Below are 16,217 nucleotides of genomic sequence, written 5' to 3' on the forward strand. Positions count from 1 at the left end.
GGTTTTTTGTTTATTCGGGATTGATGGAGGTAATCAATGAAGTTTTGGTCTATACAAACGATAAAAGCTTGGGAAAAAGCACAGGTTAATGGTTATCTTGTAGGTAGTCCAGAACATTATATGATTCCAGAAAAATACTCATGGATGATTGAACAAATGCAAAAACGTTTGAAAAATTATGATGGATCACCACCACCTATATGGGTTTGGACTAAAAAACCTGATTTACGGCAGACATGTCATGTGAACACTGGAATTAACTCTAGAATTAGATGCTGAGGACGTATTAATTTCAGACTTTGATGACTGGCATGCAGTGTTAAATGATATGTTCAATGCAGATAATGAGGGAGAATGGGAAAGTTATCACGAAGGATATTTGATTTAAGCAGACCAAAGGATGTTTATTGGCATGGTAATCACCCTCGTTTAATTAGTACGATTAATACTCCATACCAGTGATTTGCTTGACTAAATGCATTAATCGCCTTCTTGTTTTCTTCAGTATTTCTTTTTTTTCATTCAAGAAGTCTACTGTAACGTAAGGTCTTTTTTGCATTTGTTTACAATCAACTTAAGATAGACCCTCTTCACTTATCGTTACTAGTAGTTTTCTGACCAGACAATCCACCAATCACAGCCCCTACTCCACCAGCCAGCACACCACCTACTACTACACCTCCTATTTGGCTACCTCTTGAAGTTTGAGTTAGTTGTACTTCATCCGCTACCAATTCTAATTCTAAAACATCTCTTGGTTGATTGAACGTTTCACTTCGTAATCGTTGAAAGTTATTATAAGAACTTTAGGTTCTTTCATTCACTTCAAACCTAATACTGGATTTCGCTTTTCAGCAATATACCCTTCCTCCACAATGAAGTTAAAGAATGAACGAATATTTTTTTGTATTCCATTAATGTATGACTCTGATAATCCTTTCATTTTTAAATTCATAAGGTATGCTTTGATGTGAGAGGTGTTAATCTCTTAGAAACGCCCGATTGTTGTTTCTGTACCCTTTTATAGTGCGGATACTATAATTCTTAATCTCCAAATCAAAAAGAAACTCTTTGTAAACATCTTCAAACAACATAAAAAACTCACTCCTCATATGGATTTTCCCCATACAAAAAGTGAGTTAAATACAATACAGGCTATGAAAACGTACATCATCACATGAATCACTTGGAGATAGCATGTATACCCTCGCTGAGTGACAAAATTGATGATTGCTATACATTTTTATATGCTTAACTCGGTTAGAAAGACTTTAAACCGCCGTTATCACCGCAGTCCCCTTCTCCCTTACACAAACTCCACGTTATGATACACCTGCTGCACATCTTCCAGGTCTTCGAGCGCGTCGATCAGCTTCTCGAACTGAACTTGTGCATCCGCAGGCAGTTCAATATGGTTCTGCGCCAGCATCGTCAGCTCGGCCACCGTGAACTCCGTCACGCCAGCAGCCTTGAAGGCTTCTTGTACGGCGTGGAATTGATCCGGTTCTGCGTATACGATAACCGCTTCATCTTCATCCACGATGTCACGAACGTCTACATCTGCTTCCAGCATGATTTCCAGCACTTCCTCAGCGTTTTTTCCTTCCACGCCAATGACAGCTGTCGGATCAAACATGTACGCAACGGAACCGCTGACACCCATGTTGCCTCCGTTTTTGTTAAAGGCCGAACGTACCTCAGGTGCTGTACGGTTTACGTTATTGGTAAGAGCGTCCACGATGACCATGGCACCGTTTGGTCCAAAGCCTTCGTAACGCAGCTCCTCGTAGTTCTCATCCCCGCTGCCTTTCGCTTTTTCCATGGCACGGTCAATGATCGCTTTAGGTACATTATACGTTTTGGCACGCTCCAGAACGACCTTGAGCGCACGGTTTGCTTCCGGGTCCGGTTCGCCCTTCTTGGCCGCTACATAGATCTCAACGCCGAATTTGGCGTAGACCCGGCTTGTGTTTGCATCTTTTGAAGCTTTCTTTTCTTTAATATTATTCCACTTACGACCCATATCGTTTCCGCTCACTTTCAACATGTAATCTGCTTTCTACTTTGTCATTATATCTTTTTGTGTCTGGTTCAACAAGTTCATAACTACGAAATCATGGGAATCATGACTTGCATGTTGCCATCTCTCATCCTTCATCCCGACGCACGAACAAAAAGCACTCCGTATAGGAATGCTTTGTTCAGGCAACACCAGGTTACGCGTGGAACTGTCTACCGTCCAGCACTTCAGGTACATAACCCGCACGGATTACAAAGTCCCCGAAATGCTCACCTTCATTACGCTCTTTGGCATATTGATTAATCATCGGCGTCAGAATCTCCAGAATCTCAGCTTCTCCGATATTTTCACGATACAGCTTGTTTAGACGATGGCCTGTGAAGCTGCCACCCAGGTAGAAATTGTACTTGCCCGGTGCTTTCCCGATAAAAGCAATCTCTGCCAGCATCGGTCTGGCACATCCATTCGGGCAGCCTGTCATGCGAATGACAATCTCTTCATCTCGCAGCCCTGCTTCATCCAGCACAGGCTCAAGCTTGTCAATCAGAGAAGGCAAGTATCTCTCGGACTCAGCCATAGCAAGACCGCACGTCGGGAGTGCAACACAAGCCATAGAGCTTCTGCGCAGCGCAGAATAATGAGCACCATCTGTGAGATTATATTGCTGAATCAACGCTTCGATCTTTTTCTTTTTCTGACTGCTAATGTTGCCAATGATCAGGTTCTGGTTTGCAGTCAGACGAAAATCACCGGTGTGTATTTTGGCAATTTCACGCAATCCCGTCATGAGCGGATAACCGTCCACATCCTTGACCCGACCATTCTGAATGAACAATGTGTAGTGCCATTTGCCGTTACTGCCCTTCACCCAGCCATAGCGATCTCCGTTATGTTCAAAATGATACGGACGTGCCGCTTCCAGACTCCAGCCTAAACGGCTGGTCAGCTCATCGGTAAACCATTCCAGACCGCGGTCATCCACTGTATATTTGAAACGCGCATGCTTGCGGACCGCACGATCCCCGTAGTCACGCTGGATCATCACCGTTTTTTCTGCAACATCAATCATCTGCTCTGGTGTGCAGAAGCCGATCACCTTGGATACCTGAGGATACGTTTTCGAATCCCCATGAGTCATGCCCATGCCTCCACCGACCGATACGTTGAAGCCTTGAAGTTTGCCATTCTCCACAATCGCGATAAATCCAAGATCCTGTGAGAATACATCCACATCATTGGAAGGAGGCACGGCAATCCCGATCTTGAACTTACGCGGCAGATACACTTTGCCATAGATCGGTTCAACCTCTTCATCGGATTCCTGGGAGTCGATCACTTTTTCTCCGTCCAGCCACAGCTCATGATAAGCACGAGTACGAGGGTCAAGGTGGTTGCTCACCTGGCAAGCCCATTCGTACACTTCAGCATGAACTTCGGACTGGTTCGGATTCGGGTTGCACATCACGTTACGGTTCACGTCTCCGCATGCAGCCAATGTGCTGAGCAGAGAATCGTTCACTTCACGAATTGTATTTTTGAGGTCCCATTTCAATACACCATGAAGCTGGAACGATTGACGTGTGGTCAGACGAATGGTCTGATTCGCATATTTATGAGCTACACGGTCCATCATCAGCCACTGCTCGGGTGTAACAATCCCGCCGGAAGCTCTTACACGCAGCATGAACTGGTAAGCAGGCTCCAGCTTGGATTTGTTGCGCTCGTTACGCAGATCACGATCATCCTGCATGTAGCTGCCATGATGTTTCATCAGACGGTTGTCGTCTTCTGGAATGGAGCCGGTAATGCGATCAGCCAGCGTCTCGGTGAGACTGCCGCGCAGGTAATTACTTTTGATCTTTATATCTTCCACATCGCTGTTTGTGCGCTGCGGGTTAAGTAAATTGTTATAAGCCATGCTGCTTTCTCCTCTCGTTTCTGCGGAAAATACTCCTTCGGCTCAGCCGGGGATTAATACACATCCCGCTGATAACGTTTCTCCTGCTGCAAACGCGTCATGTAGTCCGCTGCCTGCTCAGGTGACAAGCCGCCTTCCTGCTGTAGAATGGATATCAGTGCTGCATGCACATCATGAGCCATTTTTTTCTCATCGCCACAGATGTATATGCTTGCTCCTTCCTGAATCCATTGATACAATTCCTTGCTATGTTCCAGCATACGGTGCTGTACATATACCTTCTGTTCTGTATCACGTGAGAAGGCCACATCCATCTTGGTCAGCACGCCGTCTTTGAGCCAGCGCTGCCACTCCGTCTGGTACAGGAAGTCTGTAGAGAAATGCTGATCCCCATAGAACAGCCATGTTTTGCCCTCTGCACCGATCTCCTCTCGTTCACCAAGGAAAGCTCGGAATGGGGCAACCCCTGTCCCAGGTCCAACCATAATAATCGGGGTGTCCGGGTTCTCAGGCAGCTTGAAGTTGGGATTATGCTGAATATAAACAGGTAAGGTATCCCCTGCTTCAATTCGTTCAGCCAGATGTACAGAGCATACCCCGTAACGTTCTCTGCCACGTGCTTCATACCGCACTGTTCGTACAGTCAGATGAACCTCGTCCGGGAAAGCTTTGGAGCTGCTTGCAATGGAGTACAGACGTGCCGGAATCTTACGAAGCACTGCCAGAAACGGAGCCGCAGCAATACCTTTCAAAGCATAATCCTGAACCAGATCCAGCAGATCACAGCTGTTCATGACGTTACGGAATTCAGCGTCATCTGCCAGCAACGCCGCCAACCCGCTCTCCGGACTCAGCTTGGCAAGCTGCTCCACCACTGGTTTGGTTACTGCCGTAATTTCGTACTGACGCAGCAAGGCTTCATAGACAGACAGCTGGTCTCCATTTTTGTTAACAGTCACACGTTCGTCTGCGTTCCAGCCCATAGCTGCAATCAATTCGTCAACAAGACGCGGGTGATTCTCCGGGAAAACCCCCAGGCTGTCACCTGGCTCATAATCCAGATTAGACCCTTCCAGAGACAGCTCAATATGACGTGTCTCGCGGTCTGATCCACGGCCATTCAGGTTCAGATTTTCTAATATCTCTGCCTTGAACGGATTCGTACGGTTGAATTCGGATTCCCCACTGCTTACCGCAGCGGTGACAGCTTCACTGGTTACCGTTCCAGCAGCAGCAGGTGTGCTGCTGAGCGAAGCAAGGACATCATTCATCCACTCCGCAGCCGGCTCATCAAAATCAACATCACAATCAACCCGGGGAACCAGCGCTGTGCCGCCCAATTCCTGAAGCCGTTTGTCGAAATCTTTACCTGTCTGACAGAAAAACTCATATGAAGTATCTCCCAGCGCCAGGATGGAATAACGAAGCCCGTCAAGCTTAGGCGCTCGTTTGCTATTCAGGAACTCATGGAATGAAATCGCATTATCCGGCGGTTCCCCTTCACCATGTGTGCTGACTACAATCAGGAGATTTTCAATTTTTTTCAGTCCGTTCGGCTTGAAATCCCCCATAGATGACAGAGTCACCTGCAGTCCTTGTTCCTCCAGCTTTTTAGCAAGCTTCTTCGAAAGTCCAATCGAATTGCCTGTCTGAGAGCCGTATAGTACCGTAACCTCACGTGATACGGCCGGAGCACTTACAGCTGCTGCTGCCCCTGTTGCATTTTGCCCGTTCAATCCAACCAAACCTGTCGGTGCTGCTGCCACCGCTCCTGCCTGAAATGCGGCAATATATCCGCTAAGCCACAGTCTTTGTCCGTCCGTTAATGTAGGAATAAGACGATTGAGCAACTCTACCTGCTCTTGATTAAAAGGACTATTTGTCACTTGAAGTTCCACCATCTGCCACCTCACGCACTGCTTCAATTTTAATTCCTACTAAAATGATCATATTAATTTCTACTTTCAACCTAACACACCGGGGGATAAGGGTCAATTTCAATGATTTTATACCATTTATCAGTTTCTCTAATAAAGGAACAAAACGCGCTAATTTAGTGGTTTCACATATGGCAGCCTTTATTTCTATACAGACAGTATAATGAATATAACAAAGAAGCCTGCTTCAACCTGAAGCTCAGGCCAAAGCAAGCTTTTGTCTAGTTTAACGGGTACATCATAAATGAAACTATGTTGATACGAAATAGCAGGATGGATATAAAATAATAGATCGATACATCGTCACTTTTTCCAGACAAGCTTGCTCATCATGGCGTAGAGCAGTGCGGCAGATTCAGCCCGATTCGCTTCAGCCAGTGGTTTGACTTCACCATTATAACCACTTACGATGCCCAGATGTACGAGTGTTGATATGCTGTCTCTCGCATAAGAACGTATCTTGCCTTCATCTTTGAATTGAGCCAGCTCGCCTGCGGCACCCTGTTGTGTTCCTTCATCAATAATTCCACCCACCTCAAGTGCTCTCACCGTTAACACCATCATCTCCTGACGGGTGATCGTAGATTCAGGCAGAAAACGTCCATTCCCGGCTCCATCTGTAATACCAAGAGATCGCGCTACATTAATCGCATGAAAATATGGCGATTGCTCGGTTACATCCTTAAACGGATCAGCAGATGCTGCTTTTAGTCCCAACGATGATACGAGCCATTGTACAAATTGTGCACGTGTCATATCCTCTTTCGGATGCAGCTGCGTGATTCCCTCGCGATCTGCTGCATCAACCACACCTCGAACAGCGAGTGCTTCCATCGCTTTCTGTGCCCAAGGTACGTCTGTCAGATCAGCAAATGCTTCCTCCATAGGTACAACAACATACGTCTCAGTTAAAGAAGAAGATGAACCGGAAAATACAACCTCACCCCGTTTTTCATCATAATAGCTTTGTGGCAGTGGTGTTATCTCACCGTTTGGCCCGATTTGCACAGCAATGACTCTATCTGTTGCAACGTCTTTCAATGGAACATACGGCAATTGCAGTGATATCTTGTGTTTCGGCAAGAATGCTTTATCGTTCACCTTGAGCTCAAGCTGTACGCCCTGGGCTGAACCCAAGCGATCCGCAGCGGCTTGTGGCAGTGCTGCATGCACAAATCTCACAGCAATTGTGCCGTCTTGGACTCCCTCCTTCACAAGCAATTCAGCAGGAAGCTCAACCGCTCCTATCTCTGATACGATACGGAATATATCGGATGCCTTCTGTTCGAGCATTGATGAGACGGGCAGCGTTATCTCATAAGCAGACGCTTTCGGAGCCGCCTTCAGATTAAATTCAACCAGACGTGTGCCATCTCCCGTAAGCGGTGCAGCTTTCACTGCCGCTTCAATAACAGCGGAGTCCACCTTGGACTGTGCAATGCCCTTGGCATCCACGGATGGCTGCAGCTCTACGATCGCGCGATCCGCTCCTGTCTGAGGAGAAGCAAGTGATGGCCCTGTGTTACCGTTCCCTGTTTGGCCGCCGTTACTGCCCGGATTTGAAGAACTGTTTCCACCCGTACCGCCTGAGCTATTCCCTGTTCCTCCACCAGAACCGCCGCCGGAATTGCCTCCTGATCCTCCGCCTGAGTTACCTCCTGGATCAGAGCCGCCTGGTGATGTGGTACGTGCAGGCACTTTAACAGACAAAGGAATCGTTAGTGCCTTGCTTCCATCCGAGGCACGTGTAATCTCCAATTCAATGCGCACTGTCGTTTCAGTGGCTGGAAGAATAATGGTGCCATCCAGCTGTATGATCGATGGTACAGTGCTGGAATGAATGGATGCTGTGAAACCTTGCGGCAGCACAGGCAGCTTGATTTTGGAAGAAGCAGTTGTTGGCTGTTCAAGGGTTGTAATAGCTGAAGCCACCTCCGCAGCAGACTGCAGGGTCGTTGTCACGGAATACGCATCAGACAGTCCTTTAAGTGAAACACCTGCCTCGTCCAGTGCCTCGACTTTATAATAGTATGTCGTATCTTCAGTCAGCCCGGAATCTGTGTACTCCTGAAGTGCGCCAGAATAGATCCTCTCATAGGAACCCTGCTCCTGATCTGAGCGATAGAGCTTATAGCTTGCTGCGCCTGGAAGTGCATCCCATGCGAGCGTTACAGCGGAAGAATTAGCTGAAACACTGCGCAAGCCGCCGTTGCCGTATACAGGGACTGTTTGATCAGGCTTTACAATCATGATCCAGCTAATCAACGGGTCCTGAGAGGCCGTGTTGCGCACAGTGACGTCAATTTTGCCGCCCGTCACCTCTATGCCTTTATGTGCTCTGACACTTGCAGGAATATACGTAACTGCTCCTGTATTGGTACCGTTAATCAGAAAATCCGCGCGGCGTGAACTGTTTGTCCACGGATCGTTAAATCCCGCGTATACATCATATACACCATTAGGAACATCAAAATTGTAAGTCAGATCCTTGCCTTTGGGCGAGTTGCCGACATTCCCTCCGTTTAAATAACGCACAGTCGAGAAAATATCTCCCCCGCTGGAGCCAGAAGGTAATGCATCCGCACTCACGTATCCCCATGACCGCCCTTCTGCCGGAGCATACATCTGATCCACCACACCCGGATGAACCAGCGTATCTGTCATGTAATCACTCATCAGTTTGTAATCCGCCGTCTCATAACCACCACTGTTCACAAAATATAAGGTATTGTCAGGAATGACATAGACACGAACTGCCTGCGTTTTGTTGTTATATTCGGGTGTCGTGATCTGCAACGTGAGCGGCCCCGGCTTGGCAAAGTCCTCAGCAGTCATCGCCCGATGATTAATCGTCCAGACCGCTGGCGTTGACACAAGTTGATCACCATCACGCACCTTCACGGTGGAAGGCAGGGCTGGAACTTCGCCAAGCTTCACCGCCTCTGGCAGTTTATCCACAATATCTACCTTACCCATCGAATTCAGCAGATCGGGAGTCCAGCTGTCATACCACTTGATCGCAATATCCGACCCGATGCCGAATTCAATTGGCAAAAACACATACTTGGCGGCATCATTCGCAAAGTTGCCCCCGTTCCACGTATCCCCCACATAAATAAACTTGCCCTTTGCCGGGTCAACAGGGATGACCGAGGTCGCCTGTGTTCCAAACGCCTTCCCAGGGTCAGGATCACTTGAAAGTGTACGGACAAACGGATTGCTCATTGCCGACCAGGGTCCGAAGATATGGTCCGCAACGGTAACTTTATTTTCATTGGGCGCCCACCCTGTAGCCCCTGATGTTAAAATGTAATATTTGCCCTGGTATTTAAATATCGCCGGTGCTTCGCGCTGTCCACCCGGGAACACGCGCACGTAGTCAACACCATATTCCGCTTGATACACGGTATCGCGAACCGGATTGCCTTTATCGTCCGTGCGCCCTTCCTTATGCCAGCCTGTGACATCACTGTAATCATCGGTGAGCTTGGAAATATAGAGCGTCAGATTTTCCTCGCTGGAATAGATCAGATAACCTGTGCCATCCTCGTCCTTGAATAGTGTCATGTCACGAGCCATGCCCTTATCGCTTGGGAAGTAGTCCTTCTCACCTTCAGGGGCCATGTCCATCCTGTAGCTTTTCTGATATACAAAAGGCCCTGTCGGTGAGTCACTGATAGCATACCCCGCCCTCGCCTTACCATAGTTGGCATTGTTGTTATATGGGTCCTTGTCTCCATCCATATGGGCCCACATCACGTATTTCTTTGTTTTATCATTGTAAATAACCTTTGGCCGCTCGATAATCCGTCCTTTGCGAATGTCTGCCCAAATATCCACGCGATCCTCGCGCCCGGCATACAGCTCTTTAATTAGCGGGTTCGTGTCAAAATCATCCATGGACTGCAGCATCGTAAGAGCCATGCCTTCGTCAGTCCAGTTGAGCAGATCCTTGGAGGAATACACTCGTACGCCCATGGCAGGCCAGCCACCTGTATGATATTCCCCATACCAGTAGTACTTTTCTGTTTTTTCATCGTATAAGAAACCTGCGCCATGCGCATCAATCGGTTTGCCGTTCTGATCCGGCCACAGCTGACCAGGCGTTATACTTGTGCGTACTGTGGATACACCCAGCGGCACGGAAGCAGGTGTATCCTTGCCATCCACTTTGGCCTGAATCGTATAGAAGTAACCCGTGCCCATCGTCAGACCCGTATCTTGCATCGTGGTTGCATTTCCGGTATAGACTTGCTGATACGTTCCTGAAGCACTTGTTGCCCTCGACACGGTGTAGGAGACTTCCGAGCCCGGCAGTGCGTCCCACCCTAAAGAAACGGACGTATCCGTTACAGCGGAGACAGCAAAGCCTGCAGGAGAGTTGAAGCTGTACGTCTGTGCTTCCACCGTGCTATATGATGATTCACCCGCAGCATTGGTTGCGGTCACCCGATAGCTGTAACTTTTTCCGGGCACAAGCTCCTGATCGGTAAACGACAAGTCGCTGCCTTCATATATCTGTTCATATGATTCTGTTCCCTGTTCAGCCCGAGCGACTCGGTAACTCGTGGCCTTATTCACCGCATCCCAGGTTAGTTTCACACTTGTTGATGTAAGCGCTACCGCTTTCAGATTACCTGGCGCCTGAGGTGCCTCGGCCACGGTTCTGGCTTCAAGCGGAGCTGACCACTGCGACTCGGTTAACCCTCCATAGTTGTAGGCAAGCTTGTAATAATAGGTCGTATCCGAGCTCAACCCCTCGTCCACATAAGTGGATGATGTTACCTGATTTACTAGAGCGTATCCCCCTTCTCTGGTGTTTGAACGGTACAAATGGTACTCAGTTGCCCCTTCAATCTCTGGCCAATGCAGCGAAACGGAGGATGCTGTCGCTCCATCACTTGTCAGCTCAGCTTCATTCACACGCGGCGGCTCCGCAATGACCACATCATCAATATGTACGGTCTGCCACTTGTTGCGAATGCCTACGGTACCTGTAGCAATTGAAGCATCATTCAGATCAAACACCAATCGGTCCGTTCCGTTATCCACAATATAAGCACGAATCGATGTACCTGAAAGCACCACTTTGAGCGTATACCACGTATTTTTACTAAACGTATAGTCCACCGATTGCAGCGTGGTATCTGTACCATTTATTTTTTTGGTAAAAAAGAGTTTATTGTTAGGCACCTGCATTTGAAAATAGTAATAATTATTCTTGTCCTGAAAGCGTGGCAAAATGCCGGGATACCCCTTGGCTTCTCCTGTATAAAAACGCATGGATACCGTCTTGTCCGCTACGGACTCTCCGGTCGAGATGAAGCCTTCATCCGTACTGTTTTGAAAAAGAACCTGATTCGATGCTTCCGCCGGATCGGCTGTCACTTCCCAACTGCCTGAGATGACATTCCATGCAGGTGAAGCTGTATAATCTCCATCGGAAAAATCGTCTTGAATCCACGGGCTGGAACCGGGATTCGAAGCCTCATCTGCGTGGGCTCTGTTCGGGTACATGAACGGTCCTGATGATAAGAGCAGTGCAGCAGATAACAGGACTGAAATTGGCTTTTTCAGCTTATCCAATATCGATTCGCTCCTTTGCAATTTTAATGAAACCGGTTTCATTCAGGATTAAAAAAAAGACCTGCTTTTTATCTGCCAAGCGCAATCAGGTAACGTTACGGAAGTCCGTATCTTTCTTGCCCGTGTCATATCAAAACAGATTTTTTCACTCGCGTAATGTAACCGCTTTCTAAACATAGAATATCGTTTGCTTTTCAGACTGTCAACCATTCTTTTGTCCTATTTGCGCTTCACGTGGATGCGACAAAAAACGCGTATTCACTGCTGTTAGCAAGTGAAATACGCGTCCTCGTTATAATATAGCTGTTTTATAAGCTGCTTTTATTTTTGATAAGCCTACTTATACTTTTGCTGAGCTTTTTTTTGCTCAAACGCTTGCCCGATTAGAACACTTTGGTTGTCCAGGACTCACAGTTCCAGGTGTCTGTCACGACATCTCGATAAAATTCCGGTTCGTGCGAGATCAGCAGGATGCTGCCTTTGTACGCCTGCAGTGCACGCTTCAGCTCATCCTTTGCATCGACATCCAGGTGGTTTGTCGGCTCATCGAGCACCAGCAGGTTGGTTTCGTTGTTGATCAGCTTGCACAGACGTACTTTGGCTTTCTCGCCGCCGCTGAGGACAGCAACCTTGCTCTCAATGTGTTTGGTCGTAAGTCCACATTTTGCAAGAGCGGCCCGTACTTCAAACTGGGTATAGGAAGGGAACTCCTGCCAGATTTCTTCAATACAAGTATTGTAGTTCGCTTCCTTCATCTCCTGCTGAAAATAACCGATTTCAAGGTTTTCACCGCGTTGAACGCTTCCTTCCAAAGGCTGAATTTCACCCAGGATGCTGCGCATCAGTGTTGTTTTACCGATACCGTTGGCACCGACAAGTGCAATCTTCTGCCCGCGCTCCATACGAAGATCCAGCGGTCTGGACAGCGGCTCGTTATATCCGATCACAAGACCTTTGGTTTCGAATATAAGCTTGCCAGATGTTCTGGCATCACGGAAATTGAACTGTGGCTTCGGTTTTTCTTTGGCCAGTTCGATAACGTCCATCTTGTCGAGCTTTTTCTGTCTGGACATCGCCATGTTACGGGTGGCTACGCTGGCTTTGTTCCGCGCTACAAAGTCTTTCAGATCGGCAATCTCTTGCTGTTGACGCTTGTACGCCGACTCCAGCTGCTGCTTCTTCATCTCATATACTTCCTGGAAGTGGTTGTAATCACCCACATAACGGGTCAGGTCCTGATTTTCCATATGGTAGATGAGGTTGATTACGCTGTTCAGGAATGGAATATCGTGTGAGATCAGAATGAAGGCATTCTCATATTCCTGCAAATAACGCTTCAGCCATTCAATGTGCTGTTCATCCAGATAGTTGGTCGGCTCGTCCAGGAGCAGGATATCCGGTTTTTCCAGCAAAAGCTTGGCGAGCAGAACCTTGGTCCGCTGTCCCCCGCTCAGATCGTTGACGTCTTTGTCCAGACCGATATCGGTCAAGCCCAGACCACGAGCGGTTTCATCGACCTTGGCATCGATCATGTAAAAATCCTGGTTGGTCAGTGTATCCTGAATGGTACCAACGTCCTCCAGCAGCTGCTCCAGCTCTTCAGGCGTAACATCGCCCATTTTGCCATACATTTCGTTCATTTCCTGCTCCATGTCGAACAGGTACTGGAATGCACTGCGCAGTACATCGCGAATCGATTGTCCCTTGCTCAGCACCGCATGCTGGTCGAGATAACCGACACGCATCCGTTTGGACCATTCCACTTTCCCCTCGTCCGGCTGCAGCTTGCCTGTAATAATATTCATGAAGGTGGATTTACCTTCGCCATTCGCCCCGATCAGACCAATATGCTCACCCTTGAGCAGGCGGAATGACACATCGTTAAAGATAGCACGGTCACCAAAACCGTGACTTAATTTTTCTACATTTAATATACTCATTCATGGCACCTTTTCTATATAGACTTAATTCTTTGTATATTATAAGCGTTATCTCCCGCACAACTCAACGCCCTATTTTAAAATAGTTGCATTTGCCTTATGCCTGCGTATAAGGTAAAATTTTGCCTTAGCTGAAATACAACCATTATATAGAACGGAGCTCTCCGTGAGAGCATCAGGTGAATGCGATGATTGAAGTAAGACAGTCCAGGCTGGGCGACGGCGGTGAATTTAACCGCGGGGTGTTCGCCACAGTTGATATTGCCAAAGGCCAGTTAATCCACCAGGCACCCGTTGTGCCTTATCCGAATGAAGATCATGAGCATATTGAGAAAACCATTCTGGAGGATTACGTTTTCGAATACGGTGCCAATCATACCGCCATCCTGCTGGGTTACGGCAGCTTGATTAACCATTCGTATGAGCCTAACGCGACGTATGATATTAATTTTGAAAATCACACCTTTGATTTCTATGCCTATACCGATATCAAGGCTGGTGAGGAAATTCTCATCAACTATAACGGTGAGGAAGATAACATGGACCCGCTGTGGTTCCTGGATGATTATGAAGAACGTATGCGGGAGATGCAGGAGCAGGAAGAAGCAGAGGCATTGCCTAAGAGCGAACAACCGGATGATGACTCCGGGAAGAAGTAACCGGGAAGTGTAAGAATAGGTAGCAAAAGAAACTAATACTTGAACTTGATAACTAATACGCACATGATTCACACATGTATCCACTTATACACGCCACTCAAGTGCATTGTACGAATGGTACGAAAAGAAGCAAGTTTCCCGGGGAAACTTGCTTCTTTGTCTGCGTGGGGAATCTTTTGAAATTCGTTGCTTTATCTGCATGGAAATTCATCAGCATCCCTTGGAATACCTTTCAATCATTGGTGGAAATCGCAACGAAATTCCTCTTTTTTTTCCGTAAGCCGCAGGATTCCATTTTCTCCAGAACATCAAACCTGCGAATAGGGGATAACAGATGCACCTCAGCAGGTTTCAAGACACGTCCTAATCACAAATCGGCGGATCGGTATGCAGGTCTTCATCAGGTGCAGTATAGGCCCATCTTGTAAAAGCAACCTCAAACCCCGCTCGCTTGGGCGAGCAAAGGAATGGTCCTGCCTGCTTGTTCTCAGGATAAGCAAATCTAGCCACACGTATCGTACGCCATGGATGCTCATCCGTCCGCGCACGAATAACAACGGACTCCTGATGGTACGAAGCGCGAATCGTTACAATCCGTCCTCCCCACTCCGGTACAGGAGACAGCGACCAATCGGAAAACTGGTCTGTAACTACAGCCCCAACATGTACAACACCATCGTTCACTTCAACTCCGGCTTTGATCCACTGATGCTCTGCATGCCACAACATCAAACCTGCCTGATCATATAGTTCCGTAAATGAACTCAGATCAAACGATACCTCCACTGCCTCTGAACCATCCCAAGGAGCAAGCATTGCATGTCCATTCCGATGGCAGAAGCCGTAAAACGTCTCTTCCCAAAAATCACTGCCCTCCTGCGCCTGTACAAGCAAGCACTCTCCGTCATGCCGGGTATGAACCGGCTCGGTTGTCCATTTCCCTTGATGAAGCTGAACAAAATTGGATGACATCGTGTTTTTCCATCCTTTCTTCTATTGTATGTATACGTGCTTGTATAATCTATTCGACATCTCTGGTATACTTCCCTCGTACTTTCAGGCCTATTTGACGGAACATCTGGCCTTCAGGCTATGAAAGAGTGAACAATGTTTTCACTTTCGACAAAGTGGTATAATACCACTAGAAGCAACATGTATTTTTCTAACAGACAACAATGTTCATCAATAGAGGAGTGAAATGATATGCATATTCAAATTACAGATCTGGCTGCCCAACGTTTAACGGAGAGCTTGAACGATCAGCCCGGATTTTTCAAAGTATTTTACGATATGGAAGGCTGCGGATGCAACGGTGTTGTCGTGCTGCTTATTGTAGATGAACCGGCTGCGCTGGATGAGCAAATTGAAACGAATCTTGTTCCGTTCTACGTGGACCCCAAGCACCAGCTCAATCTCGAATCCAGCATGAAGCTGGATGCACAGGCAAACTATCCTGCCTACACATTGAGCAGTGATTCCGGTGTGATCAGCAGTAATCTCAGACTTCGTGATGCCCGTGCAGCCGCTGTCGGAACCGCAAGTGCTTCTGACGCTTGCAGCCTATAATAGAGTAGGCTATTTCTTGCTTTTCTTGAACCAATAACCGACCTATTCTCTACTCTTCATGCACCATAACGTACCTGTTCCTATTTTTCATGCATCAAAAAATTACACCGGCATTGCTAACAGTATCTATATCTGTACCTGTATCTATATCTATATCTATATCTGCATCTATTTCTATAAGCATATCTAGGCTACATTTACATCTACATCGGCGTTAGTCACAATAACCGTAATAGTACCTGCACAGTTGTAATAGCAACATCTACAGCATCTACACTGAAACCCGACACAGTGCCCAACGCGTCCAAATTCTAACGATCTCCAGAAGCCTTATTTAGCCGAAAATGAACCGATTGAAAATCTAACGATTCACAGTAACGTTATTACGTTTGAAAACCGCCTTTGCGGTTGAAAATGGAGCTATTTTCCCAAAATAAGCTCTCCAGGGATCGTTAGAATTTCAGAACGCGTAAAAAGCGGCAAATAGCGTCTCTGGGAATCGTTGCTATGAACATTTTTGTCAAGCCCAGCACCATATGCTGCGATTTCTTCGAAGCCCTAAGCGCGGGGGTCCATATGCGAGCGACGGTT

Annotated in this window: 10 protein-coding genes; 4 read left to right on the forward strand and 6 right to left on the reverse strand. The window is 47.3% G+C overall.

Annotated elements, in window-relative coordinates; translation table 11 throughout:
• The first annotated feature begins 36 nt into the window (after nucleotides 1-36).
• Both HNR77_RS25705 and HNR77_RS30860 read left to right on the forward strand, forming a co-directional pair.
• Nucleotides 37-279 carry a DUF3841 domain-containing protein gene (locus HNR77_RS25705; protein ID WP_184190414.1) on the forward strand — a complete coding sequence of 81 codons (243 nt, stop codon included), beginning with the start codon at nucleotides 37-39 and terminating at the stop codon, nucleotides 277-279.
• Nucleotides 280-289: 10 nt separating this feature from the next.
• Nucleotides 290-388, forward strand: coding sequence for a hypothetical protein (locus tag HNR77_RS30860; protein ID WP_483874556.1), 99 nt, complete (start codon nucleotides 290-292; stop codon nucleotides 386-388).
• Nucleotides 389-1,306: 918 nt separating this feature from the next.
• Here HNR77_RS30860 and HNR77_RS25715 read toward each other — a convergent pair.
• From HNR77_RS25715 to HNR77_RS25735, 5 genes are all read right to left on the reverse strand, one after another.
• The gene (locus HNR77_RS25715; RefSeq protein WP_145403727.1) at nucleotides 1,307-2,023 is read right to left on the reverse strand and encodes a YebC/PmpR family DNA-binding transcriptional regulator; all 717 of its coding nucleotides are present in this window, start codon (nucleotides 2,021-2,023) and stop codon (nucleotides 1,307-1,309) included.
• A gap of 193 nt (nucleotides 2,024-2,216) precedes the next feature.
• A complete protein-coding gene (gene cysI / locus HNR77_RS25720) occupies nucleotides 2,217-3,938 on the reverse strand; it encodes an assimilatory sulfite reductase (NADPH) hemoprotein subunit (RefSeq protein WP_184190416.1) in 1,722 nt (573 codons plus the stop codon).
• A 53-nt stretch (nucleotides 3,939-3,991) separates the two neighbouring features.
• The gene (locus HNR77_RS25725; protein ID WP_184190418.1) at nucleotides 3,992-5,836 is read right to left on the reverse strand and encodes an assimilatory sulfite reductase (NADPH) flavoprotein subunit; all 1,845 of its coding nucleotides are present in this window, start codon (nucleotides 5,834-5,836) and stop codon (nucleotides 3,992-3,994) included.
• A gap of 342 nt (nucleotides 5,837-6,178) precedes the next feature.
• The gene (locus HNR77_RS25730) at nucleotides 6,179-11,461 is read right to left on the reverse strand and encodes a fibronectin type III domain-containing protein (RefSeq protein ID WP_184190420.1); all 5,283 of its coding nucleotides are present in this window, start codon (nucleotides 11,459-11,461) and stop codon (nucleotides 6,179-6,181) included.
• Nucleotides 11,462-11,844: 383 nt separating this feature from the next.
• The gene (locus tag HNR77_RS25735) at nucleotides 11,845-13,401 is read right to left on the reverse strand and encodes an ABC-F family ATP-binding cassette domain-containing protein (protein WP_184190422.1); all 1,557 of its coding nucleotides are present in this window, start codon (nucleotides 13,399-13,401) and stop codon (nucleotides 11,845-11,847) included.
• Nucleotides 13,402-13,589: 188 nt separating this feature from the next.
• On the opposite strand from HNR77_RS25735, the gene HNR77_RS25740 reads away from it, so the two are divergent.
• Nucleotides 13,590-14,060 carry an SET domain-containing protein gene (locus HNR77_RS25740; protein ID WP_184190424.1) on the forward strand — a complete coding sequence of 157 codons (471 nt, stop codon included), beginning with the start codon at nucleotides 13,590-13,592 and terminating at the stop codon, nucleotides 14,058-14,060.
• Nucleotides 14,061-14,423: 363 nt separating this feature from the next.
• On the opposite strand, the gene HNR77_RS25745 is transcribed toward HNR77_RS25740, so the two are convergent.
• Nucleotides 14,424-15,032, reverse strand: a complete 609-nt coding sequence (locus HNR77_RS25745) for a DUF1349 domain-containing protein (RefSeq protein WP_184190426.1) — start codon at nucleotides 15,030-15,032, stop codon at nucleotides 14,424-14,426.
• 231 nt (nucleotides 15,033-15,263) lie between these two features.
• Between HNR77_RS25745 and HNR77_RS25750 the strand changes: the two genes are divergently transcribed.
• A complete protein-coding gene (locus tag HNR77_RS25750; protein WP_184190427.1) occupies nucleotides 15,264-15,626 on the forward strand; it encodes an iron-sulfur cluster biosynthesis family protein in 363 nt (120 codons plus the stop codon).
• Nucleotides 15,627-16,217 lie beyond the last annotated feature (591 nt).

The organism is Paenibacillus sp. JGP012 (genome assembly GCF_014203995.1).
GTDB classification, from domain to species: domain Bacteria; phylum Bacillota; class Bacilli; order Paenibacillales; family Paenibacillaceae; genus Paenibacillus; species Paenibacillus silvae.